Origin of the sequence: Nostoc edaphicum CCNP1411, assembly GCF_014023275.1 — a bacterium.
Lineage (GTDB): Bacteria > Cyanobacteriota > Cyanobacteriia > Cyanobacteriales > Nostocaceae > Nostoc > Nostoc edaphicum_A.
Genome location: NZ_CP054698.1, coordinates 1,539,618 through 1,561,386, shown reverse-complemented (window position 1 = coordinate 1,561,386; position 21,769 = coordinate 1,539,618). Strand labels below are relative to the sequence as shown.

Here is a 21,769-nt window from a genome sequence, read left to right as displayed (position 1 = left end):
GTCAAATCTTCAATAAGCCTAGAAATAATCAAGGAGAATTGCTATGTCCTTCAAAATTTTGGCTTTAGACGGTGGCGGTATTCGTGGAATCGTTGCAGCACGAATACTTCAACAAGTAGAACAAGAAATTAGAAATCAGGGGAAAGGAAACTTCTTACACGAATACTTTGACCTGATTGCTGGCACTTCTACCGGTTCAATATTAGCCGGAGGGATTGCTGTCGGAAAGGGGAGTGATGAGCTAATTAAACTTTATAGAGATCGGGGTAAAGATATATTCCCACCAGATAGAAAAGATCGCTACAAAAACTTTCCATCCATCGTCAAATCAATTATTGATGTATTTTCCACATCTAAATATTCTCATGATGGAATTACTAACGTCCTCAAAGATGCCTATAAATCCACAAGAATAAAGGATATTGAAAACCCCATTATTTTGATTCTTGCTTACGATACGTTATATCGGAACACAACCTTTTTTACAAATTGTCATCCCGATTTAGGAGATAGATGGTACGATGACTGTTGTTTATGGGAAATATGTACCGCTTCTGCCTCAGCGCCCACTTTTTTTCCCCCATATAAATTAGAGCCTGTAGATAAACAAAAATTTGGTGATTGGGAATTCCCACATATTGATGGAGGAATTTCTGCTAATAACCCGGCTCTCGCAGCTTTAAGTCTAGTTATGAGAATTAGTCAGTCTTCAGTCTCTCCAATAATTAAGCAAAAATATAAGCTAGATAATCTGCGATTGGAAGATATTTCTATCCTTTCTATTGGTACAGGTCAAACTGGTGAACCATATCAATATAACCAAATAAGCAAATGGAGAGGCTTAGACTGGGTAAAAAATCTGACTAACATCTTTATGGAACCTACATCTGAGATTGATAGTACGATTTGCCGACAAATCATGGGTGGATATGATTCTAAACGTTATTTACGTCTTCAGTTTGACTTAAATGAGACATTTAAACCCAAGCCAAAAGAGACTTATAAAGATCCTCGCATTGTATTACCTCCAGAAGATCGAAAAAATCGATTTACAGGGGAAAAAGTCAGTGAAGAAATAGATAACACTAATTCCGAAATTCTTCAGCAGTTAATAGATACTACCTCTGCATTTATTGATCAAGGTCTTACGTACTATACCAGAGACGATTCCGGTTCTCCGATCAAAAAAGCGATTGCCTCTTTTATTAGAGATAACTAGTGCATCCACGTAGGCATATTAACGTTAATTAATTTAGGATAAAACATCTCGTGTTTTTACGATAATTTCTGTAAAAATACGAGATATTTTAGTTAATATGTTCTTAACATCAGTGCTAATTACAGATGTGAATATAAAAATTTGTTGCTAGTTAAAATTATTAAAATTAGTTTTACAGATTTATAAACTAGTTTATTTTTTGTATAGATTGTCAACCTAACTTGGGAATACTAAGTGTAAGGGAAGTTAGAGGACTTATACAGAATTGATTATTGTTTCACTTTTATCTGCTAGCTTTCCCTGCTAAATAATCCAGATTGCTTCTCCAAATGACAGTAGGGAAATAATCTGGTTTAACCAAGCTGACTAAGTTCTGTAAAACTCTCATTTAACCCAACAACAGTTTATTTACACTTGCTTGATTCGTACACCAACCATCTAAATCAGTTTTTAACTGCTTATTACAGCAAGAAAGCTACTAGATGCTAATCCTGAATATATATCCTGTTTAGTTAAGAATTGCTGTAGGTTCAATACTATTCGGATAAGATTCCCCCCTGGATTGACTCCCTTTTTAAGGGGGTGAAGGGGAAAATAGTCTCCCTTTTTAAAGAGAGCCAGTACGTTGCAAACTTTCCCAAATTTATAGTAACCGGCGTCGGCTTTGCTGACTGCCAATTTTAGATTGAAGAAAAGTCGATTTGAGATTTTTGGGTTGAGATAACAATGTTAGTGACTTATAGTGGTGAGCGTGGTAGTGGCAGATAGGAAGAGTGTGGAATTCTCCCTCAACTATTTGCAGAAATTTTTTAGTGTTGCGATCAAAAAATTAAATCGCGGCAATGACTTTGCTAATGGCACAATTGAATGGTATTAGTTCGACTTGACGAGTGCCTCCATGCTCATAAGTCAAACTTACGCTTAGATAACTATCTGGCTTGTAAGGCAATCGTTCCGCCCATTCAACTGCCACAATTCCTGGTATGACTTCAACACCTTCCCAGTAAATTTCTAAATTCAGGGCTGCAACTTCTTGTGGTTCTAAGCGATATAAATCCAGGTGGTAAAGGGGGAGGCGTCCTTCTGTGTACTCATTAATTAGCGTGAAAGTTGGACTAACAATGGGTTCAGTAATTCCCAAACCTTTGCCAATGCCTTGAACTAGGGTAGTTTTACCAGCGCCTAAATCACCTTCTAGTAGAATTACAGTGCCAGGGGTCAGGGATTCACCAAGAGTAATACCTAAGCGTAGCGTCGCCTCTGTATCTGCAAGAAAAGTTTTCATAATTAGTCATTGGTCATTGGTCATTTAACTAATTTTCATTTTCCGTGATGGCCTCTACCGTACCACCGCAATAACACTTGTGCTAGTTTCTGGGGATTGTGACGTACAAAACCCGTTTCATCTTCATACAAAACATTAGCTGGAACAATTCTTCGCCCTAGCTGAATTACGGCTTCTCTATCGAGGAAAACAGGATGGGAGTTTTGTTGAGCGTAGCGGATGAGTGATTGCTCTGAGGGCGATTTTTTGTGTATTAGTACAGCATCGAATAGCCGCCTTTCTCCACAAGCAGCATCAATTGCTCTGATGTGATCAGCAACAGTGTAGCCTTCAGTTTCTCCTGGTTGAGTCATTATATTGCAGATATAAATACGGGGGGCATCTGTTTGAGCGATCGCATCGGCAATTTCTGGTACTAGTAAATTAGGAATCAGGCTTGTATAAAGGCTACCTGGCCCAATGATAATGTAATCAGCTTCTTTAAGTGCTTTAATAGCTGCTGGCACCGCCGGAGGATTAGCTGGAATGCAGCCAATTTTGACAATTTTACCGCCAGCTTTGGGAATGCTAGACTCCCCGTCAATACGACGACCATCGGCTAATTCTGCCCAGAGGCGAACATCACTGAGAGTAGCTGGTAGTACTTGTCCCCGCACCGCTAGCACTTTAGAACTGGCTGCAACTGCTTGTTCTAAATCTCCAGTAATATCACTCATTGCCGTTAAAAACAAATTGCCAAAGCTGTGACCTGTTAATCCATCTCCAGCCCGAAAACGGTATTGAAACAATTCTGTTAATAACTTTTCTTCATCTGCTAGTGCAGCCAAACAATTGCGAATATCCCCTGGTGGTAGGACTCCAAATTCTTGGCGCAATCGTCCAGAAGATCCACCATCATCGGCTACAGTTACAATCGCAGTAATATTAGCGCTGTAGGTTTTCAGTCCCCTCAACAACGTAGAAAGTCCTGTACCACCACCAATTACTACTATTTTCGGGCCTCGGTACAATCGACGATGAGCCATCAAGACATCAATGAGTTCCTCGCCACCTTCTGCTCTTAGTACCTTAGTAATTGAGCCTACGGTGCGAGTTTGCCCCCAAAGCACTAACAGCAAACCGCCAAGCAGCACCAAAGGGCCGCTAATATAGTTGGGTAGGATGTTGGTGATTACTCCCAGGAAACCCCTAACCAACTCGATCATCCAAAAAATTGGGGTCAGCTTAATCCAAATAGCTAACCCCAAACTCGCCAGCAGTACACCCCCAACACTGATCAACAACCAACGTTTTACCGATAGTCCAGGGGATAACCATTTGAACCACTGGTTAACCCGATAGGAAGTACGAGAACGCGACTGCTTTTGCAGGGCGTTGAGGGCTTGTCTGAGAAAACCAATTGACATACCTGATTCGGAGCAGTGCTACAAACAATAATTAACAGAAAATGTACACCACTTGGTTTAAAACACTAGGCGTGAAACTATTATATTTGTCAATCCCATTAGACTTAAGAGCAAGTGGTCAAGATTGCCAGTATTCCTAGTTAAACAATACCCTAGCTTGGTAAAAGTTAATTTAATGGAAAAACGAATTTTAGGGTTAGATCCAGGACTAGCAATTTTAGGATTTGGGGCAATTAGCTGCATACAAAATCCCAAAAAGGTGCAAGAGACTACAGTAAATATGCTGGATTTTGGAGTAATTAAAACATCGGCAGATGTAGAAATGGGACTGCGCCTATGTACCTTATTCGATGATTTACACACTGTGATGGAGGAGTTTCAACCGGATTTGGTTGCGATCGAGAAACTATTCTTCTATCGTATGTCAAGTACAATCCTGGTTGCACAGGCGCGGGGTATAGTCATTTTGGTGTTGGGTCAGCGTCGTCTTCCCTATGTAGAATTTACTCCTGCTCAAATTAAACAAGCTTTAACGGGATATGGCAATGCCGATAAGTCGGAAGTGCAAGAAGCGGTGGCGCGGGAGTTGGATTTAGATGAGATTCCCAAGCCTGATGATGCTGCGGATGCTTTAGCAGTGGCTTTGACGGCTTCTTATCAGTTGTAGGTGTTGCCAAGGCATTAAATTGTTCAACTGATGAGCTTTGAGAATTTGAACCAGATGATAGTTATGAGAAGGAATTTTCTATTGTAGATATACAGTGGGTGCAATCGCGCTTTATCTTCTCAGCCAAAAGCTCAATTGCCTGACACAGATGAGTACTTATACTTATGTGACAGTTTCCAACTTTATTATTTGCAGCGAAGGCCAGATAGAAGAAAAATTGGATTAGAGTTTCCAACTTTATTTTTTCAAGCCTGTTCGATATCAAACGGAAAATCAGGGCTTTTAGCGACTTTGAGTATCCAACTATATTCTCGTTGTACAACTGAAGAGCGATCGCTTCACAAAGATTATGAATGATTTTTCACAGGGTCAGGCTGTGGGAGTGGGATTGTGAGGTTATGAAAAACTTTTTATAAGGACAGACTTATATATCTTAAGATTAGTAAACGGGAATCGTTATTTTTCGTCTTAAATTTGTAGCTTACTAAAAACGTGAGGTTATACTGCACTTGAGTAATCTATGACACGCCGTCAGTATAGTAATCCACCAATAGAAGAGGCAATCTGTGAGTTTCGCTTTGCTCCTGGACAAGCATGGAATTTTACAATACCAGGCTTATTCTATGAAAAAGTAAGAGATTTATACACAGGTGAGCCACAGCAGCAAAGCTTAATAACAACGGAATTTAAATTTGGGCGAATGCCGCCTGCAAAGCCTGAGATTACGGTAACACAAGAACTGCCCAAGTTTTTGTTCCCTTCCGCCGATGCTGCCAAATTAGTAGGTGTGGGGCCTGATGCACTGAGCATCCATAGCCTTCGCCCTTATGAAGGCTGGGATGAATTTAGTTACAGAATTGATCAGGCATTCCAATTTTATTTAGAAGTTGCTAAACCTGTTGGCATAACCCGTATTTCTCTTCGCTACATAAATCGAATAGTTATTTCACCTGATGAGGCAGTTGACCTTAGTGAGTATTTCAATATATATCCTCAATTCCCGGATAGCCTTCCAAGCAACATATCAGGATTTGTGACGCGAACTGAATCAATTTATGAAGATATTCCAATTAGGCTAGTGATAACCTTATCAGATGCCGAACCACCATCGGAACAAGTTGTATTTATACTTGATTTGGACATTTCTCAAACCTGGATAGAAAAGCCTTTATCCCTTGAAGAAGTGCTTTCTAATTTATATGAATTAAAGAGTAGAGAAGGACAAGCCTTTGAGAGTTTGATTACTGATCGCACAAGGGAGTTATTCAATGTCAAGTAAAGCCGCCTATTACACAAAGGACGAACGTCGCAATTCAGAGACAACAGCGCTATCTCAGATACGCGGCAAATTAACCCAACTTCCGCTTTCTCAATCAGCAGAAGGCTTACAAAGTGCATCGGTTGGGCAAACCGCCAATCTTGTTATTCTTGCGACAGACAGAACATCAACCGTGGGGAGTTGGAAATATCGCTCTAAGATAGCTGCCTCTTCAGTTCAAAGGGTCAAAGCTATCTCTGAGCAATCTGATAATTATGCAGTCCTGGAACTTTCAAGCTGGAGCTATTCACCAGCTCACAAAACTCACAGAAGAATTGCTGAACTAGGATCTGACAATGAAACCTATAAATACACCATAGAATGGTTGAAGCAACTACGCAAGCTTGTTGCTGCTAACCAAATGTGGTGGGGTGAACCACTGGTAAATCTGAGCTTTGACTCAGAAATAGTTTTTGAGTGGTGGCACGGAACCAAAAAGTTAACTGTTTATATTCTGGGAAATACCGCAGAATACATCAAAGTTTGGGGGACTGACATTGACAATGAAATGGAAGACGGCACGGCTTCATCACCTGCTGAACTTACGGATCTCTGGAAATGGCTAGTTTCATAGAGGTTTGTAGTGAGCGATGTGGTTACAGATGATGAGCTATTGTATCGGTGCATTTTTTGTGGATTAGACAAATATTACCGCATTGGAGAGTTTGGATTAGAACTTAGCTCACAAGCGTTTACAGATAGAAATCAAGCTCCTTCTGTTGATAGAGCAAAGCTTCGTGATTATGACCCGCAATGCACGCAGAAAAACCCAGATGATGGTGTCGTGAGTTTAATTGCTGGCGAAGTTCGGATGATAAATGTTTCTCAAAACGATCAAAAAGGCAAGCCAGTTTTTGATTATAAAATTGATGTCTGTCCAAGACCAACAGACGACAATCCATCTCACGCACAAATTGAGCCATCTCCTAATTACACGAACAAAGGAACTTTTAGGAAAGTTGCAGAAAAGCTTGCAAGACTTGCAACCGAGAGAATCAAGAAAGAGGATTGGGAGATTAAGCCACAAGATTTACCACCCTAGTCCTTCGCAATATCCTTATCATTTGTCCACATTCACTTAAAACACCACTCCATTCAGTGGTGTTTTTGTTTGAGCTTGAGATCGCCCTATTGAGGGGTGATGAAAGATTTTTCAGCAAGCTAGCTAAACAATTTTTCAACCACTGTGCTTTACATATATATGCACTTGTGGACGATAGGGGAGTTAATCCTTTGGAACCGGGATTAGGAGTCACGTCCAGCGCCACGCATCGCCCATGAGCTAACCAAGGCAGTAAGTAAAACTTACTGCCTTGACTTAAAATCATGATTTCGCGTTTAAATTTGTCAAAGATGGATTGAAATTGCTTGACTACATCTCATCGCAAGTCACTTGGAACAGAAATATACCGTAATTCAGAAAGCTAACACAGCGAGAAACTAAAATCACTTTTATTGCAACCCACATCGGATGGTAACAAAATTTATGACCCTATTCCAAACGTGTAGACGCTTGAATATCCATTTCATCTAATGGTTCTTCAATTGCATTACGTATCCAGCTTAGATCAAAACTATCCTGCGTGTGTGCGTGTACCTCAATTGTGATAGTCATCCCCTCAGCTTTATCAGATAAAGCCTGTAACACTTCAAACAATTGAAATATCTTTGCCTTGTCAGTAGAAGATGTCAGCTTGTAGTAACGTGCGGGTTTTTTCCCATTAACAATATCAAGCAACACAGTTCGCTCAATACTACTTGCCTCTGATTTATACTCTACAGTTTGTTTTTCTTCAGAAACTCTTCTCTTTGTAGTGCTACCAGAGTTACCCGAACCATAAATTAGTTCAACAGTATTATCTTCTTCCGCATCGGTTGTTATCGTCTCCACTATTTCTGGAGATTTCACAGTCCGCAACTTATTAACCAAGCTCGGAGATAAAAGATAACCGGCTAGGTCTAACTCATCGGCGGGTATGACTTTCTCAAAACTGATTAAATTGGGATTATCTACTACAGGGATTTCACCACTAATAGTCATTGATGGTACATAACCAATTAAACCTTGTTCAATGGCTTTGAGAATAGATTTTTTAATTCCTTCTACCCCTAACATTTTGGGTAAAGTAGGGAAGCGGAAAAAATAACTCACTAATTCCTCGCCAGCTATATATTCCTTGTCTGGACTTTCTAACCCAGATAAGCTGACTAACTTACTAGCAGTAGTAGTTTCAAAAACATAATTCTTTAAAGCATCTAATACCCGTTCTTGCAAATTCTGACTGGTATTGAGTTGAGATTGTAAATCAACACTTTCCAACCTCACAGGTTTTTCACCGCTAGTGTCTGGGAGAGGCAGTAAAATATATTCATACAGACGACGCACGGCAGCGACAATCTCACTTGTAGCATCCTTAGCTTTGCTAGTAAGTTCATTTAATTCTTCTAATTCTTCAGAAGAAGCCTTCTTCTTATCCTTTTTTTCAATTAGTCCAGATATAGATAAGGCAGTTCTTGCACCTTTTCGTGCCTTATCCATTTGTGCTTTATTGGGAACTACAAAGGCAAGTGCATTTTTAAATTCCCGTTTATCATTACCGCGATTCTCTAACCAATTTAAGGCATCTGCCAAGACTAAATCCTTACTCTTATCTGCCCAACTTGGCTCTAGGTAGACAATACTAAACTGCTTAATTTTATCTGGAATAGCGGCAGCATCTTTAGACCAGACAACTTTACTGCGGATGTTAGGCAGAGTTTTATTTAGTTCCTCTTGAATTTTCTGCAATACTTCATCGCTACTCACCTTGCCTTCTTCATCAGCAATTAATTTATTCAAATTTGCTTTGGTTTCAAAGCGATAACGTTGACCAACATAGTGTAGATGAAGTAATTCTTCCCGCAAATCACTTAAAGCAGCAGTCATTGTCGTCCTGTCTAATCCTGGTGCAAGGCAGGCAGAGGTAATTTCTTGTTCTAAAACACCTTTGTCTCCTCCTCTTGTACCCAGGGTAAGAGCATCTCAATTAGGCTTGACATAAGGGCTGAGAAGAATTTGATGTATAGTCAATGAAAGAAGAACTGAGAACTCGAATCATGTAATCGTTATCCATACCAGTGCGTTTCATTTTTTGTCGGAGACTACGTTTGTAAGTCTGTTCACGATTGAGAGCATTGAGAGCAATGCGTCGTAAAAGAGCAAAATTCCGGGGACTGTGAAAAGAGCGAATGCGACAAGAATCCGCTCTTTCAGAGCCGCTACGCGAACAGCAAAAGTACAATCCAGAGTCCAGTGAGCTTGGTTTTCAATGCCCCAATGTTTGCGGATAGCTCGACCTAAAATTTGAGCATCACTATGTAAAGAAGTTAGATAAAATTGAACATCACGAGTAGTTTTGTTCCAAAGATGACGCTCTCGGACAACCATAACCACGGTTTGAAGTCCAGCCCAAATTTTGGGTTGATAAAGTTCACAAATGGCAGAAACTGGAACAGACCAAACTTGACGGATTTCCGTGCGATGATGTCCTTTTTCAATTCGTTGGTCATAACTGATATCAATGCCTTGAAAATCCTGTGCAGCAGCAGTTTGAAACCATTGTTCTATTTGATGGTAGAGAGTCGGATGATTTGCCTTGAGTGCCAGAACATAATCTGCTTTTTGATCAATAATCTTTTTGGCAATCTCAGTCTGTGTCCCCATTGCATCAATGGTGATAATAGCGCCTGTAATATCTAGTAACTCTAATAATGCGGGAATAGCTGTAATCTCATTCGTTTTGTCTTCCACTTTCATCTGTGCCAATACCAAATTTTGTTCACTTGCCCAGGCACTAATCATGTGCAATGCTGCCACGCCTTGATTTCGGTCGTAAGAACCCCTAATTGTCTTTCCATCTATGGGAATTATCTCTCCTCCCATCTTTGTCACCAGAGTTTCTACCCATCTCAAAAAACCACGATTCAATTCTTCTGGATTGATGAACTCAAATACCCGTCGGAAGGTGTCAGACGCTCTCTACGAGACGCTAAAAGCGAACGAAGACTCGCTAACGCTACGCTATCAGAAGGAATTCCATTTGGTAATTCCAAAAACTCTTCTAACCACTGTTGCTTGCTGATGCCATAATTTTCGATGTCTTCCCACCCTTGCGCTCCGCCAATAACTGCCAGAATTGCAATGACTAAGATATCTGTGAGTTGATGTTTTTTAGTCCGCTCTACTCTTGGATCTTTGATGTCTTCAAAATGCTTGACTAAACTCTATTGAATAGCTTCAATCGATGCCACCTGTCCAGGTTGGGGCTGATGACGATTTTTACCAGATTTAGTTTTAAACCCCTCTCTACGAGACGCAGCACGAACAGACATAAAGCTTAATTTTTTAAATTTTTCCTTGAGAGCATTAAATTTTTCTCACTTATCTTGCTCTGATGTCAAGTACATTTTTTATCTAGTCGTTTATCCTTATCTTGTCTCTTTTGTCAAGTTCATAATATACCAAATTAGATGAGCTTACCCTGCCACTAGAGCGACTTCAATTAGTTCGGCAGGATATGTGTGGTGATAATGGCTCAAAAATTTATACACGCTTGGGAATTGTGGCTGGATTCATTGAGATGCCTTCTCATTTGCGTTTCTGTCCATTGTGTATGGAAGATGATCAGAAGCAGTTTGGTGAGTGCTACTGGTATCGTCTTCATCAGTTACCTGGTGTTGAAGTCTGTTCCACTCATGGAGTTTTTTTAGAGAAAAGTGCTGTATTAACCCACAATCGTAGACGCATATATGAATTTATTTCTTTAGAACAGGCAACTCAAGTAATATCTCCTCGTCCAATAGACCCTTTAAATCCTGATCACAAAGTTCTGTTGAAGATTGCTATAGACATAGCAGAAGCTAATCCCTAATCATCACTTTTCCCTTTTTTATATCTATCTAATCAGACTACCAAAGCTAAGTTACAAGTATTTCGGGAGATTTCTGGAACAAGCATTGCATCTTGTGTAGTCAAATTCAAATTCCAACATCACTTGATGCTTTCATCAGCTCAAGGAGGGGCTCATGATTAATCGGGCTATAGACATAATCTTTGTAGATTCATTGGCCTTTGTCATTAATGTCATATTTGGCACACTACTTCATAGTAAAATATGCAATTACTCGTGGGAAGGAAAAACACTCTTAGATCCACAACCAGAAGAAATTAGCTCTAATTCGTTGATTTCAACATCATCTTCGGAAAATAAAGATTTAAGCACTCCTGTCCTAAGTAAATATCCCAAAGTGAATGCAAAAATGAAAGCAGAAGCTTTGAGTAAAAATAGTTCAACGAGTGCGTAGATCGCAATCATTGGTCATGAAATAGGGTGTGGGTAATACGGTTTGTAGGGGCAATTCATGAATTGTCCCTACAGCAGAGTTTTGGGTAAGTCCTCTAGGTGTATCTTCAAAAAGAAACGGTATAAGGAGCAAGGGGAAGAGATTCTTCTTCCCTTTACAAAATAAAATATGCCTAAAAAATTTGTAGTATCCACTTGACATTATGTAAGCTTTGCACTACAAGTGTAATATAAAGATAAAAGCCTCCTCAAAAGGCAAAACCAAAATCTCTAGCAGCCTTGACAATTGCCTAGATGCTACTTTTTGGGGATTAGTTTAGCAGCTTCTTTCGGTAGTGCACACTTTTGGGGCCGCGATTGGTGTTCGACTGCTCTGAAACCAACAAACGGACGGTTGCAGGATTCGGGTTCAATTCCCGACGGCTCCACTATAATCTACTTCGATTGAAGTTAAGTGACATTGTATTTGTCTATAACCTTTACCTAATAAAGAGGTGAGTTCAATGATGTTAGCCAACTCATGTTTAATCACAACTCAATTAGTACAACTGCATTTAAACAACGTGAGATATGAGCGAACATCGTTTGAGCGAGATTGTGATTGAGCGTCCTCGCGGTGGGAGGAGAATCAGTCTTAAAAAGGTAACTGGCTTTAAGAAGCAATTATACAAACTCACCGAGGAAGCAAGTCAGGATGGATTGTTGAACTCCTACCTGATTAAACCAATAAACAAATCCAAGTATCTTTCAGATCATCTCGGCCCCTTGCGGCGGTTTTTGCGATCGCAAGTCGGACAGCCTTGGAATGACGTTTACAGCCAACTATGTCAACGATTAGATCCCAAAACAATGGCCGGACAGCATGTTATCGATCATGTGTGGGACTATGTTGAACGGCATGTAGAAATAATTGATGGTGGTTTTTACAGCAAGCCTTACCGAGGGTATCGAATTCAGCTAGATGCAAACCATCGCGATCGCTTCTATATTCATCCTGAAACTGGAATTCTTTGTGCAGCCGAAAAAGTGCCTCGAAAACAGCAGCAAAAGCAGAAAGAAACTGATATTGTCATCATTGATGATTATCATCAATACCAGAAGATAAACGAGATTTGGTATTTAATTACCTTTGAAGATTTTCCACCACCACCAACTTATTATGTGATAGATGTTGTCAAAGGTATAATTTATCGTTCTGCCGCAATGTATAGAGGTCAAATAATTTACGCTGTCAGGAAACAGCAGTGTAACAAGAAGGAAATTCGATTTATTTTAAATCAACTTTCTCAAAGCTAAAATTCTCACTTCGTGCCCTAACTGGATTTGAAGGTTGGGGCATCTTTCAGGCTGTGGATGAGAAGAAACAGCAAGGGTTGTGGAAGAAGCAGACTTGCCGCAAATTGGGGAATATCTGCAACACTTTCCCCAAGTACGACTGCGGTTAGCACACTCACTGCTCTGAATTGGGCTGTGTTCTCCTTGTGGCATCTGCTTTGGGATGATACGCCCATCAATGTATTCACTGCCGGGTTCTGTCTCTGGCAGATCCAGGAATTCACTTAGAGTCAGGGCTTTAGCAGGGAACTGTACAATTTAAGGTTTTTGTCAAAAATTCATCATTCATCATCAAGATGTTGGAGATTATTTGCACATTTGCAACGTGCGGCGATCGCTAGCAGTGATAGAATTTAACCGATGAAAGTCTTGCAGAGCCACGGAGTAATCATAAGAGTTATACTCATTCTCACTCACGTTGGGCAGTTTATTGCTTGTCGCTACCTGATTCGATTGATTAGAGTTAGCTTCATTTGACGAACTATTAACCGTCATCGCCAACTCTCCTGATGGGTTGATTGTACCCTGAAAACAATTAAATTCTGATTGGGGCATATACAAAGCACCCGTTACCTTGCCTTGCTGCTTTTGAAAAATGATATAACCTTGACCAAGCTGGTTTGCTTTTGGGGATTGACCATAGAGGTAAATCCCATCTTGTACAGGAAAATTTGCTCTTGGTAAAACTTTTGCGCCTTTTGTAGTTTGCTGAGTGTCGGGAACCAATGCTGTGATTGTGGGTACTGTTTTTCCACCTCCAGAAGCCGCATTCAGTTGACTTCTCTGCTCCCGAACTTTTCTAAGCTGCGACAAAAGAGAGTTTTCAGAGGTTTTCTGAATCTGAGCCGATGATGAGCTTTTCGGAATCTGAGCCGATGATGAGCTTTTCTGAATCTGAGCCGATGATAATGGAGAATCTTTAACTGATACTACTTGAGTCTGCTTGGCTATACAGCCGAAACCGAGAAGTAAGCCTAAGCCCGCAAGGGAAATTCCCCACTGACGGGGAGATAATAACTGATGAAGGTTGTTAAGCACCCTACTTCTCCTGTTAAAAAACTAACTAAGTTCTAAGAACTTACTTAAATCATAACCAAGTCTTAATTGTTAAAGACTTTGTTTACGACTTATATTACTATTGTCCAAAAAATAAAACTGTCAAAAAAAAAAGTTTTTATTTAATTTGGTTCAACAATCTTAGATTATCATCAGTCAGAGTCTTTATAACAGAAGGCAGGAGGCAGCAGGCTTTGTATGTCGCTGCACTCTACTCAATACAATTATTCTTTTAAACTGGGTATAAACTCCAGAATTAAAGTAAGTTTTCATTCATAATTCTTATCTTCTGCTTTCTGCCCTCTGTTTCCTGTCTCCTTCAAGAAACTTGTATATCTTGTAACTTTGCTACCATTTCTGCACGCGCCGAAACCTTCAATTTCCGAAACATCCTCTTTAAAGCTTGTTTGACGGAATTTTGCGTAATCCAAAGTTTTTCCCCAATTTCTGCATTTGTTAACCCTTGCGCCACCAAATCGGCAATTTCTAACTCACGCGCTGTTAAAGGACTCACTAAAAGAGAATTGAATATTTTGGGTTTTGTCCGTAGGGTTGCCATTTTTGCTGATAAATGAATACATAAAGCGCTCAAGTCAGCTAAATCATTGCCATTAAATGCCGGATTTCCCTTGTCACGAGCCAAGTTAAGAGTGCCGACAAGACGACCATCGCAAACAATTGGCCCAGTCATTACGTGTTCGTGATCAGAACGTGAGCAAAAATGCTTCCAGTCTCCTGGTGATAATAATAACTGCTCATGAGCGGGAGCATGACGTTCAACCACGTAGCGTCCCACTGGATTGCTCTCTAAGCATACTGCCGGAATGCCTGGAATATTAATCTCAGTGGTTGGCTGCTCATCTAGAAGATAAATACCCCAATTTTGCACGCCAAAATGCTCGCTAATTTTATCCGTGAGAGCTAGTCTTAACTCTTGCTCATTCTGGACATTGGCGATCGCATGAAATACGACATGGAGAGAATTAGCCATAAGTGTACCCAGTTGGGGACTATCCAAGCCTCAACAATTACTTCTATGCTAATACCAAGGAAACTAAAACGCTAATTAACAGTAGCGACTAGGAGAAGCACATGACAGTTACACAACTCTCTGCTCAGGAACTTTTCCGGGCTGCTTATGAGAACCGCTATACTTGGGACAAGAATTTTCCCGGTTATACCGCAAATATTACTTTTAAGCATGATGACAAAGTGTTTACAGGCAAAGTTATCATCAGTGCCAATTTAAAAGCCGAAGTTTTAAATGTAGATGATGAAGCAGCCCAGAAAGCAATTCATGGACAAGCATGGGAGATAGCAATTCACCGCGTCCGCCGCAGCTTTGAAGACACTCACAGCGCCAATACCTTTAGCTATGGCAAAACTGACGAAACGGGTGCCATTGAGCTTTTAATGGGCGGTAAGGCTGAGGGCGATAAATACAAAGTCCGCAATAATGAAGTATGTCATGTTCACCGTCTAATCCACGGTACTTTTGTGACTATTGACACCTTCAGCAGTCACGACACCGGGGAAGGCTACCTGTCCCACCGTTATGACTCTGTTTACCATGACCCCAAAACTGGGGAACAAAAGGGCGGTAGAAGCGAATTTATTGATGAGTATGAAAAAGTCGGTGACTATTTCATCCTAAATCGTCGGGAGATTCGCACCGAGACAGCAGGACAATTTTCTACTCAGGAATTTATCTTCTCTGACATTAAATTGTTGGAACCTGTTGCTGCTTAAGCTGTATTCTAAAATCGAAAAATTAGCGATCGCTCTTGAGTCAAAAGAAGCGATCGCTTTTATTTTTGGGCATTCCATGCGTAGGCGTAGCTCATCGTAGACATCGCTCAATCACGTTAAGATACTTAATTATGTGTTCCTAATCAAGCGATAATTTACTTATGAGTCAACTTGAAAACATTCAAGCTGAGTACGAAAAGTTTCCTGAAGCATTTGAGAGTGTAATCATTAGCACCGTGAGCGCCCAAGCAATACCCAATACTAGTTATGCTCCCTTTGTAATGGATGACTCCAAGAATATCTACATTTACGTCAGCGGTCTTTCGACTCATACCAAAAATATTTATGCGAATCCTCATGTTAGTGTCTTGTTTATCGAGGATGAAGCTAAGAGTAATCTAATTTTTGCGCGTCGTCGTTTGAGTTTTGATTGTACAGCAACTTTAATAGAGCGTGAAACTGACAAGTGGAATCAAATTGTTGAGCAATTTCAAGGGCGGTTTGGTCAAATTATTGAGGTTTTGCGCGGCTTGTCTGACTTTCGGATTTTCCAGCTAACTCCGAGTGAAGGCCGTTTTGTAGTTGGTTTTGGCGGAGCCTATCAAATCAGTGGTGATAACCTCCATCAACTTGTGCAAATCACAGGAGATGCCGACAAAAAGTAAGGGTAAATTATGAATAAGGCGTAGCCCATTCTGACTTCTGAATTCTGCTATATATTGATTCATCAAATGTTCTCCCGATTCTTGAACTATTCAGACAGATGTATTCTGACTGCTGAATTAGTTTGACTGTATGCAAATTAAACTAAACTAAACTTTTTAATTTTATGCTTCAGTTTCAACCTCCTGGCTTTGGACATAAAGTCATCCATACATCCTTGGGGGCAATGGTTTACTATACCCAAACGAATGCACCTTGGGCGATTGCTGATACTGAAGATTTACCCCCACTACTGTTTCTCCATAACTTTGGTGGTGGAGCGTCTGCTTATGAATGGTCTAAAGTTTACCCGGCTTTTGCCTCTAATTACCGCATTTTAGCCCCGGATTTAATCGGCTGGGGAGAATCGGCTCATCCAGTCCGGGATTATAAAATTAGGGATTATCTCAGCACGATCGCAGAGTTTATTATCCAAACTTGTCGCCAGCCAGTAACGGTGGTGGCCTCGTCTCTCACAGCCGCTTTTGCTATCCGCCTAGCGATCGTTCAACCCAATTTGTTCAAAGGATTGTTTTTGGTGTCCCCCTCTGGATTTGATGATTTTGGACAGGGTGCTGGACGCAGACTTCCGCTTTCGATAATCAATGCGCCTCTGTTGGACAGTTTTATTTACATCCTTGGTGCTGAAAATGAAATTGCAGTCCGAAATTTTTTACAAAGTTTTCTGTTTGCTAAGTCACAACGACTATCCCAAGAGACTGTACAGGCTTATTTAACCTCGGCACAACAACCTAATGCCAAGTTTGCTGCCTTGGCATTTTTACGGGGCGATCTTTACTTTGACCTGAGTTTATATATTAAGCAACTGACAATTCCCACGGTAATTTTTTGGGGAGAAAAGGCACAATTTACTAGCATCAAGCTAGGACAACGCTTGGCAAATTTAAATCCAAGAGCAATTCGAGATTTTTGTGCGATCGCAGATGCCGGAATATTACCTCATTTGGAAATACCAGAAGTTTTTATTGGTCTATTGCAGCGCTATCTTGGGTAACTGGGGACTGGGGACTGGGGATTGGGGATTGGGGACTGGGAAGACAAGGGGGATGAGGGAGACAAATGATAAATGACAAATGATAAATGACAAATAACAAATGACTACCTAGAAAGTAACTGCGCGTTTAATGCTTTAGTGATGCGATCGCCTGAAGCTTCTAAGTGAGCTAAGGTGTAAATATCAAGGCTTTGATCGTCTGGGTTTTCAGCCGCTCCAAGGGTGGGAATCCCATCAACGCGCTGCTCACCAAGTTGTTTGAGTCTGACATCAATGGCTTTTTGCAGTTGGCGCAATTCATACCAAGCCAATGTCCGACCATCTTCGGGTGTATTAGTAGTACCCAACATCATCTGGAGCAAAATATTTAGATATTCCCGTTGCAATGAACGGCGGATGCTAGAAATTGGCTTTGGTTCTCCTGGGGCGAAAACTTCTGTCCAGATGCCTGTTTGCAGAGTATCTAACAGTTCTGGAAGAGAAAGTGCTTCCCCAGGAAGAGTTTTTAATTCTATATCTTGTAAACGATTCAGGCGATCGCTGTCTAATAGCGATCGCAGTATGGAACTTTGAAAACTAAGAATGCGATCGTGAATTGGATAATCAAGGCGGTTATTAGGTGCAGAACTACCCCAGTGTTCCCAACGCGACGGTGCCAGTTGATTAAGCAATTCTGGTGAAAAGTTGAAAGCACCCTCCGCAAATACATACTTTTGTAATTTTGTCAATGCTTGGCGTTGTTTTAAAAGTGAAACTGGTACAAATGCCCAAGCAGCATCATCACTAGCATGGAGACGCCGAAACGATTGTCCACCAATGTATTTAGAAAGCAAGGAGGCGTTCCGAAAATAATATTTAAGTACTCTATTGAATTTCAGGCGCAGGTTGCTATAGCTTTCTCCTTTCGATAGATAACCCTTGTCTAGGCGCTGCCACATAAAACGAGCATTATCCATTTGCCACTGCGAATAAAGCAGCACATCACTACTCATATCCCAGACATTTGCCAAAGGATTGATGTCCCAGATATCCTCATCAGTTGCGTAAGATAATTCTGGTTGAGGTGACGCCAGTGCAATTTGGTCTAAAAAACTTTTTTCTGATTCTGGAATAGTTATCTCAAGTGCTGTTGATGGACATTTTTTATAACCATACTCAATTGCCCATTCGTCATAAGGCCCAACAACTCCAGGGAAATAGTCACCTTGCTTTACTCCCTGTGGTGCTATATTCACAGGTAAATAATCCATCACCGAACCGACTAAACCTTTAGTGTGAGTGATTTCTGTATTATTTAATTCTTCGGGCGCTAACATGGTGCTGCCATGAAAGTTGTGGCGCAAACCCAGAGTGTGTCCCACTTCGTGAGCGATGAGAGAACGCAAATATTGATGCACATATTCTTTCATCGTTTCACTACTGGGCGTAGTGTTAGGCAAAATTGACAACGCCAGCGCCCCCATAACTGCTTGATCTGATGATTCCATGCCATAGCAGAATTCAGAGGAGGAAAAGAAAGCAGGGGAAGAGAAAGTGGAGAATCTATCCAGGAATTTCCCCACGCCCTCGTGTCCTCTTGCTTTTTCTTGACATGGGTTTGTCTTCAGTGATGAATTTGCTTCCATCAGTGCGTGATATTCTTGCTGAATTAAACGCACCATATTGGCATCCACAATGATATCTGCATCCAATATTTCCCCTGTGAATGGGTTGACGCGCATCGGCCCTCTAGCAAAACCTGCATCCACAGAATTGAACCAGCGAATAGTGTTGTAATGTACATCTGCTGGCTGCCAATCAGCATCATCGGGCATCTGCTGCACTTCAATCGCATTTTCAAATCCGGCTTTTTCAAATGCTTTGTTCCACATCAAAACGCCTTCACGAATCGCATCGCGGTACTCTAGGGGCACAGCATTTTCAATCCAATACACAATTGGTTTTTTGGGTGGAGATAAGGCGGCGTTAGGGTCAGATGGTTCTAGATGCCAGCGATTGATGTAACGTACAAATGATTCATGAGGATTATTGTTAGAGAAATCTTGGAACGCAGTAATAAAATATCCCACTCTGTCATCGGCAAGTCTGGGAATATAACCATTGTTTTCTCTAAGTTGAGAAAAACTGTAGTGTACCTTCAGAGTGAGTGCCCTACTATCGGGTACGGTGACTAAATTTGATCCTTCTAATGATGAAAAACCGTAAATCGAATCAATCTCTACATTTTCTGGGAAGCTGTTAACATTGCCAAAATATGACTTGCGTGGGTCTAATCGGTAATCAGCCTGCAAAGAATATTTCAATAGGGGAGTTAATCCCGGAAAATCCTGCATTAGCAGTTCATTCAAGTTGATTAAAATATTTTTACTCTTTGGATCAATAGTAGCTATTTCGAGTGAATAAAGAACTGAATCGCTAAATGAACGAGCAAGCGATCGCTGTTCTGCTCTACTTTCTGTGCGGAATTTTACATTACGCAAAACAAAATGCAATCTATTATTTACTCGTCGGAAGTAGAAGATAAAATCAGAAAGAGGTAATCCACTATAAATCCCACTTTCTCCAACCCCTGATTCCAATGTCACTATAGCTAGGTAGTTTTTATTTAGTTGCTCTGGTTTAAGTTCTAAGTAAACTTTGCCCGAATCTTCACTACAATAAATTGTGAAGAGTCCTTCTCGTTTATCTATATTATTAAGAGTTCCATTAAATTGACAAAAATTTTCTTTTTTAATCTCAGCAAGATTATTATTAGAATTTGCTAAGTTTTCATCTCCTGGAAGTGTATTTAATTGCTGTACACCAATATTTGAAATATTTGAAATTTGGTTTGCTCCTGCATAATCAGTTGATAGGAACAAGCCATACAGTAATACTATAAAAATTGCTAATTTCGTTATCCAGTATTTCATCCTTTGGCTTTCCACCTGAAGCAGTTCTCGTGTTAAGGAAAAATGTGGATTAGTTTGTCGTCTGCAAGCCCTTCAAATATATAGGGATTACGATATAAATCCACTCATTCAGATAAACAACGCCTCTAGTACAGCACAGCAGATATACAACTAGCATTTTAATTAACCACACAAATTGCTTAAGCAACTTGTTAAAGGTAGGCAAACTTCCGCCACAGTGTACTAGCCTAAAAGTCATGTGACTATTGATTGTTATTAGTAGCTCTTGAGAAATTATCCATCAAGCATCTATGTCTGAAGATAGATAAGTTTTACAACTAAAGATATATGTTTTTTTTACTTCTATCTGTATTAAAAACCAAATGTAGCATTAAAAATGTATTTAGTGCTACATTTAGCAGTCATAGCAATCTCAAGCATGATTTATAAACAAAGAGCTAGCTTTCTAAGAACGCTATTATTAAGCAAATAAATCCTTTTTTCGGATTAATTGTGGAAATTTATTGTAATCTCAAGCGTTTTCTCACATCGTCAATTGGTTCTTCCCAATGGTCTTCAAAGCGGTCGCCCAATAGAAAATCAGCTTTCTTACCTAGTTCTCGCCCTTTCACCAGATTGGCGAAAATCGCTTTTATTTGTTGGGGAGCCAGGATAGGATAGAGCAATCTAGCCAACCACAAACCGATGTGAAGTGATTTGCTGTAGTTTTGTGTAGCAGCAAAAGCAAGTACACCAATTTCTCCGGCGTAGGTGGTGTCAAAATCAAGCAAGACATGAAAAATATCGTGGGTGACCAAATATCGCAGAGCAAATAGATTACTTTTGGCAATGTCTTCTAGTTCTGGGCTGATATTTAATGGTTTTAGTTGATTTGCTCGCATATGATTGGCATATTCTCGTCCAAAGGAACCTTGAGGATATTGGCTTAATTGGCTCAAATCAATTGTGGGATAATATCCTACTACTGGTTGAAGTTTAGAGGCGACTGTTGGAGAAACTTTAGCACCAAAAAAATCAGATTTAAGAATTGCAATATCACCCAAATTATCTGAGTTTCTATAAGCCAGAATTACTTTGATTGGTTGTAGTTTTTTGAGCATATCAACTTCTCACGAATGATTTAGGATTCCTAGAGTAAGTCGTCTCTTCCCCAGGATTGAAGAAGCGTTTGTTTTTCATTACTGATATATGTCTTTTGTTAGAAGGATAATTAGTTTTTTATAGTTAATCTTTATTTGTACTCCAAAAAGCAACCTATTTGGCATGATAAATTTGATTTCTAGGACGATTAGTCACATCAGTACCTTGCTTAAAGGACTTCAGATAAAAGGTTTTTTGGCTGTTGTCCTAGTTGGTTTTCTAATGCTGACGACGAATGCTGCTCCTGGGCAAAATAACACAGCCTTAAAGGAAAGAGTTCGTGAACAGATACAGCAAGATGATTCTCAAAGACCGAGAACAATCGGGGAGTGGAATAAAGAAGCTCGTGAAACGGAAGGTTCTCCTGGTGAACGACTTCAGAAGATTGGTGAAGAGTCAGCAGAAGCCTTTAAACAATTTGGCTCTGGGTACGTAGAGGGTGCTCAGAAAACTGCTCGTGATGTAGGGGATAGTGCAGCAGAAACAGGCAAAGATATCTCTAACCAAGTTCGACGCTAAAATATTGGCAGCGAGTGCTATAGCCATTTTCAATCCGGTGAAGTACAGGTATGCGAATAGACCTAACCCCCTTCCCGAAGCGGGAAGGGAGAACAATTCAAAAC

The 21,769-nt window shown here is 40.3% G+C and carries 19 protein-coding genes and 1 pseudogene; 12 read left to right on the top strand and 8 right to left on the bottom strand.

Annotation, left to right across the window (positions count from 1 at the left end; translation table 11 throughout):
* Positions 1–43: 43 nt before the first annotated feature.
* The gene (locus HUN01_RS09255) at positions 44–1,219 is read left to right on the top strand and encodes a patatin-like phospholipase family protein (RefSeq protein WP_181931014.1); all 1,176 of its coding nucleotides are present in this window, start codon (positions 44–46) and stop codon (positions 1,217–1,219) included.
* An 829-nt stretch (positions 1,220–2,048) separates the two neighbouring features.
* On the opposite strand, the gene tsaE is transcribed toward HUN01_RS09255, so the two are convergent.
* Both tsaE and HUN01_RS09245 read right to left on the bottom strand, forming a co-directional pair.
* The gene (tsaE, locus tag HUN01_RS09250) at positions 2,049–2,504 is read right to left on the bottom strand and encodes a tRNA (adenosine(37)-N6)-threonylcarbamoyltransferase complex ATPase subunit type 1 TsaE (RefSeq protein ID WP_181931013.1); all 456 of its coding nucleotides are present in this window, start codon (positions 2,502–2,504) and stop codon (positions 2,049–2,051) included.
* A gap of 35 nt (positions 2,505–2,539) precedes the next feature.
* Entirely contained in the window at positions 2,540–3,910 is a 1,371-nt protein-coding gene (locus tag HUN01_RS09245) for a gluconeogenesis factor YvcK family protein (protein ID WP_181931012.1), read from the bottom strand.
* 175 nt (positions 3,911–4,085) lie between these two features.
* Between HUN01_RS09245 and ruvC the strand changes: the two genes are divergently transcribed.
* The 4 genes from ruvC to HUN01_RS09225 all read left to right on the top strand — a co-directional run bounded on the left by ruvC (position 4,086) and on the right by HUN01_RS09225 (position 6,937).
* Positions 4,086–4,577, top strand: a complete 492-nt coding sequence (ruvC, locus tag HUN01_RS09240) for a crossover junction endodeoxyribonuclease RuvC (RefSeq protein WP_181931011.1) — start codon at positions 4,086–4,088, stop codon at positions 4,575–4,577.
* Positions 4,578–5,097: 520 nt separating this feature from the next.
* Positions 5,098–5,856 carry a TIGR04255 family protein gene (locus tag HUN01_RS09235; RefSeq protein WP_181931010.1) on the top strand — a complete coding sequence of 253 codons (759 nt, stop codon included), beginning with the start codon at positions 5,098–5,100 and terminating at the stop codon, positions 5,854–5,856.
* Complete coding sequence (locus tag HUN01_RS09230) at positions 5,846–6,469, top strand: hypothetical protein (RefSeq protein WP_181931009.1); 624 nt, start codon at positions 5,846–5,848, stop codon at positions 6,467–6,469. Before HUN01_RS09235 ends, HUN01_RS09230 begins: the two co-directional genes overlap by 11 nt.
* 9 nt (positions 6,470–6,478) lie before the next feature.
* A complete protein-coding gene (locus tag HUN01_RS09225; RefSeq protein ID WP_181931008.1) occupies positions 6,479–6,937 on the top strand; it encodes a hypothetical protein in 459 nt (152 codons plus the stop codon).
* A 450-nt stretch (positions 6,938–7,387) separates the two neighbouring features.
* Here the strand turns inward: HUN01_RS09225 and HUN01_RS09220 are convergent, their stop codons facing one another.
* Together HUN01_RS09220 and HUN01_RS09215 are read right to left on the bottom strand one after the other, a co-directional pair.
* Complete coding sequence (locus HUN01_RS09220) at positions 7,388–8,821, bottom strand: hypothetical protein (RefSeq protein WP_181931007.1); 1,434 nt, start codon at positions 8,819–8,821, stop codon at positions 7,388–7,390.
* A 100-nt stretch (positions 8,822–8,921) separates the two neighbouring features.
* A pseudogene (locus HUN01_RS09215) lies at positions 8,922–10,134 on the bottom strand (ISAs1 family transposase).
* A 317-nt stretch (positions 10,135–10,451) separates the two neighbouring features.
* Here HUN01_RS09215 and HUN01_RS09210 point away from each other — a divergent pair.
* The 3 genes from HUN01_RS09210 (at position 10,452) to HUN01_RS09200 (ending at position 12,533) form a co-directional block, all read left to right on the top strand.
* Positions 10,452–10,805 carry a TniQ family protein gene (locus HUN01_RS09210; protein WP_181931006.1) on the top strand — a complete coding sequence of 118 codons (354 nt, stop codon included), beginning with the start codon at positions 10,452–10,454 and terminating at the stop codon, positions 10,803–10,805.
* A 154-nt stretch (positions 10,806–10,959) separates the two neighbouring features.
* A complete protein-coding gene (locus tag HUN01_RS09205; RefSeq protein WP_181931005.1) occupies positions 10,960–11,238 on the top strand; it encodes a hypothetical protein in 279 nt (92 codons plus the stop codon).
* Between the two features lie 569 nt (positions 11,239–11,807).
* Positions 11,808–12,533 (top strand): hypothetical protein, encoded by a 726-nt coding sequence (locus HUN01_RS09200; protein ID WP_181931004.1) that lies wholly within the window; start codon positions 11,808–11,810, stop codon positions 12,531–12,533.
* A 345-nt stretch (positions 12,534–12,878) separates the two neighbouring features.
* Here HUN01_RS09200 and HUN01_RS09195 read toward each other — a convergent pair whose 3' ends face one another.
* A complete protein-coding gene (locus HUN01_RS09195) occupies positions 12,879–13,610 on the bottom strand; it encodes a hypothetical protein (RefSeq protein WP_181931003.1) in 732 nt (243 codons plus the stop codon).
* A gap of 337 nt (positions 13,611–13,947) precedes the next feature.
* Positions 13,948–14,619, bottom strand: coding sequence for a LuxR C-terminal-related transcriptional regulator (locus HUN01_RS09190; protein ID WP_181931002.1), 672 nt, complete (start codon positions 14,617–14,619; stop codon positions 13,948–13,950).
* Between the two features lie 101 nt (positions 14,620–14,720).
* Here HUN01_RS09190 and HUN01_RS09185 point away from each other — a divergent pair, with 101 nt between their 5' ends.
* The 3 genes from HUN01_RS09185 to HUN01_RS09175 all read left to right on the top strand — a co-directional run bounded on the left by HUN01_RS09185 (position 14,721) and on the right by HUN01_RS09175 (position 17,094).
* Positions 14,721–15,377: a DUF3386 domain-containing protein gene (locus HUN01_RS09185; protein WP_181931001.1), complete on the top strand. Its 657-nt coding sequence runs from the start codon at positions 14,721–14,723 to the stop codon at positions 15,375–15,377.
* Between the two features lie 161 nt (positions 15,378–15,538).
* The gene (locus HUN01_RS09180) at positions 15,539–16,042 is read left to right on the top strand and encodes a HugZ family pyridoxamine 5'-phosphate oxidase (RefSeq protein WP_181931000.1); all 504 of its coding nucleotides are present in this window, start codon (positions 15,539–15,541) and stop codon (positions 16,040–16,042) included.
* Between the two features lie 164 nt (positions 16,043–16,206).
* A complete protein-coding gene (locus tag HUN01_RS09175; RefSeq protein WP_181930999.1) occupies positions 16,207–17,094 on the top strand; it encodes an alpha/beta fold hydrolase in 888 nt (295 codons plus the stop codon).
* A 104-nt stretch (positions 17,095–17,198) separates the two neighbouring features.
* Here HUN01_RS09175 and HUN01_RS09170 read toward each other — a convergent pair whose 3' ends face one another.
* Positions 17,199–20,006, bottom strand: coding sequence for a zinc-dependent metalloprotease (locus HUN01_RS09170; protein WP_181930998.1), 2,808 nt, complete (start codon positions 20,004–20,006; stop codon positions 17,199–17,201).
* Between the two features lie 500 nt (positions 20,007–20,506).
* On the bottom strand, positions 20,507–21,106 hold the full coding sequence (locus HUN01_RS09165; RefSeq protein ID WP_181930997.1) for a Coq4 family protein: 600 nt from the start codon (positions 21,104–21,106) through the stop codon (positions 20,507–20,509).
* 163 nt (positions 21,107–21,269) lie between these two features.
* Between HUN01_RS09165 and HUN01_RS09160 the strand changes: the two genes are divergently transcribed.
* Complete coding sequence (locus HUN01_RS09160; RefSeq protein WP_181930996.1) at positions 21,270–21,665, top strand: hypothetical protein; 396 nt, start codon at positions 21,270–21,272, stop codon at positions 21,663–21,665.
* Positions 21,666–21,769 lie beyond the last annotated feature (104 nt).

Bases quoted from the DNA above. Each gene is read 5' to 3' on its own strand.
- ruvC (WP_181931011.1), top strand. From the start codon at position 4,086: ATGGAAAAACGAATTTTAGGGTTAGATCCAGGACTAGCAATTTTAGGA.
- HUN01_RS09235 (WP_181931010.1), top strand. From the start codon at position 5,098: ATGACACGCCGTCAGTATAGTAATCCACCAATAGAAGAGGCAATCTGT.
- HUN01_RS09180 (WP_181931000.1), top strand. From the start codon at position 15,539: ATGAGTCAACTTGAAAACATTCAAGCTGAGTACGAAAAGTTTCCTGAA.
- HUN01_RS09255 (WP_181931014.1), top strand. From the start codon at position 44: ATGTCCTTCAAAATTTTGGCTTTAGACGGTGGCGGTATTCGTGGAATC.
- HUN01_RS09160 (WP_181930996.1), top strand. From the start codon at position 21,270: ATGATAAATTTGATTTCTAGGACGATTAGTCACATCAGTACCTTGCTT.
- HUN01_RS09185 (WP_181931001.1), top strand. From the start codon at position 14,721: ATGACAGTTACACAACTCTCTGCTCAGGAACTTTTCCGGGCTGCTTAT.
- HUN01_RS09190 (WP_181931002.1), bottom strand. From the start codon at position 14,619: ATGGCTAATTCTCTCCATGTCGTATTTCATGCGATCGCCAATGTCCAG.
- HUN01_RS09165 (WP_181930997.1), bottom strand. From the start codon at position 21,106: ATGCTCAAAAAACTACAACCAATCAAAGTAATTCTGGCTTATAGAAAC.
- HUN01_RS09245 (WP_181931012.1), bottom strand. From the start codon at position 3,910: ATGTCAATTGGTTTTCTCAGACAAGCCCTCAACGCCCTGCAAAAGCAG.
- tsaE (WP_181931013.1), bottom strand. From the start codon at position 2,504: ATGAAAACTTTTCTTGCAGATACAGAGGCGACGCTACGCTTAGGTATT.
- HUN01_RS09220 (WP_181931007.1), bottom strand. From the start codon at position 8,821: ATGACTGCTGCTTTAAGTGATTTGCGGGAAGAATTACTTCATCTACAC.
- HUN01_RS09205 (WP_181931005.1), top strand. From the start codon at position 10,960: ATGATTAATCGGGCTATAGACATAATCTTTGTAGATTCATTGGCCTTT.
- HUN01_RS09230 (WP_181931009.1), top strand. From the start codon at position 5,846: ATGTCAAGTAAAGCCGCCTATTACACAAAGGACGAACGTCGCAATTCA.
- HUN01_RS09175 (WP_181930999.1), top strand. From the start codon at position 16,207: ATGCTTCAGTTTCAACCTCCTGGCTTTGGACATAAAGTCATCCATACA.
- HUN01_RS09210 (WP_181931006.1), top strand. From the start codon at position 10,452: ATGTGTGGTGATAATGGCTCAAAAATTTATACACGCTTGGGAATTGTG.
- HUN01_RS09200 (WP_181931004.1), top strand. From the start codon at position 11,808: ATGAGCGAACATCGTTTGAGCGAGATTGTGATTGAGCGTCCTCGCGGT.
- HUN01_RS09170 (WP_181930998.1), bottom strand. From the start codon at position 20,006: ATGAAATACTGGATAACGAAATTAGCAATTTTTATAGTATTACTGTAT.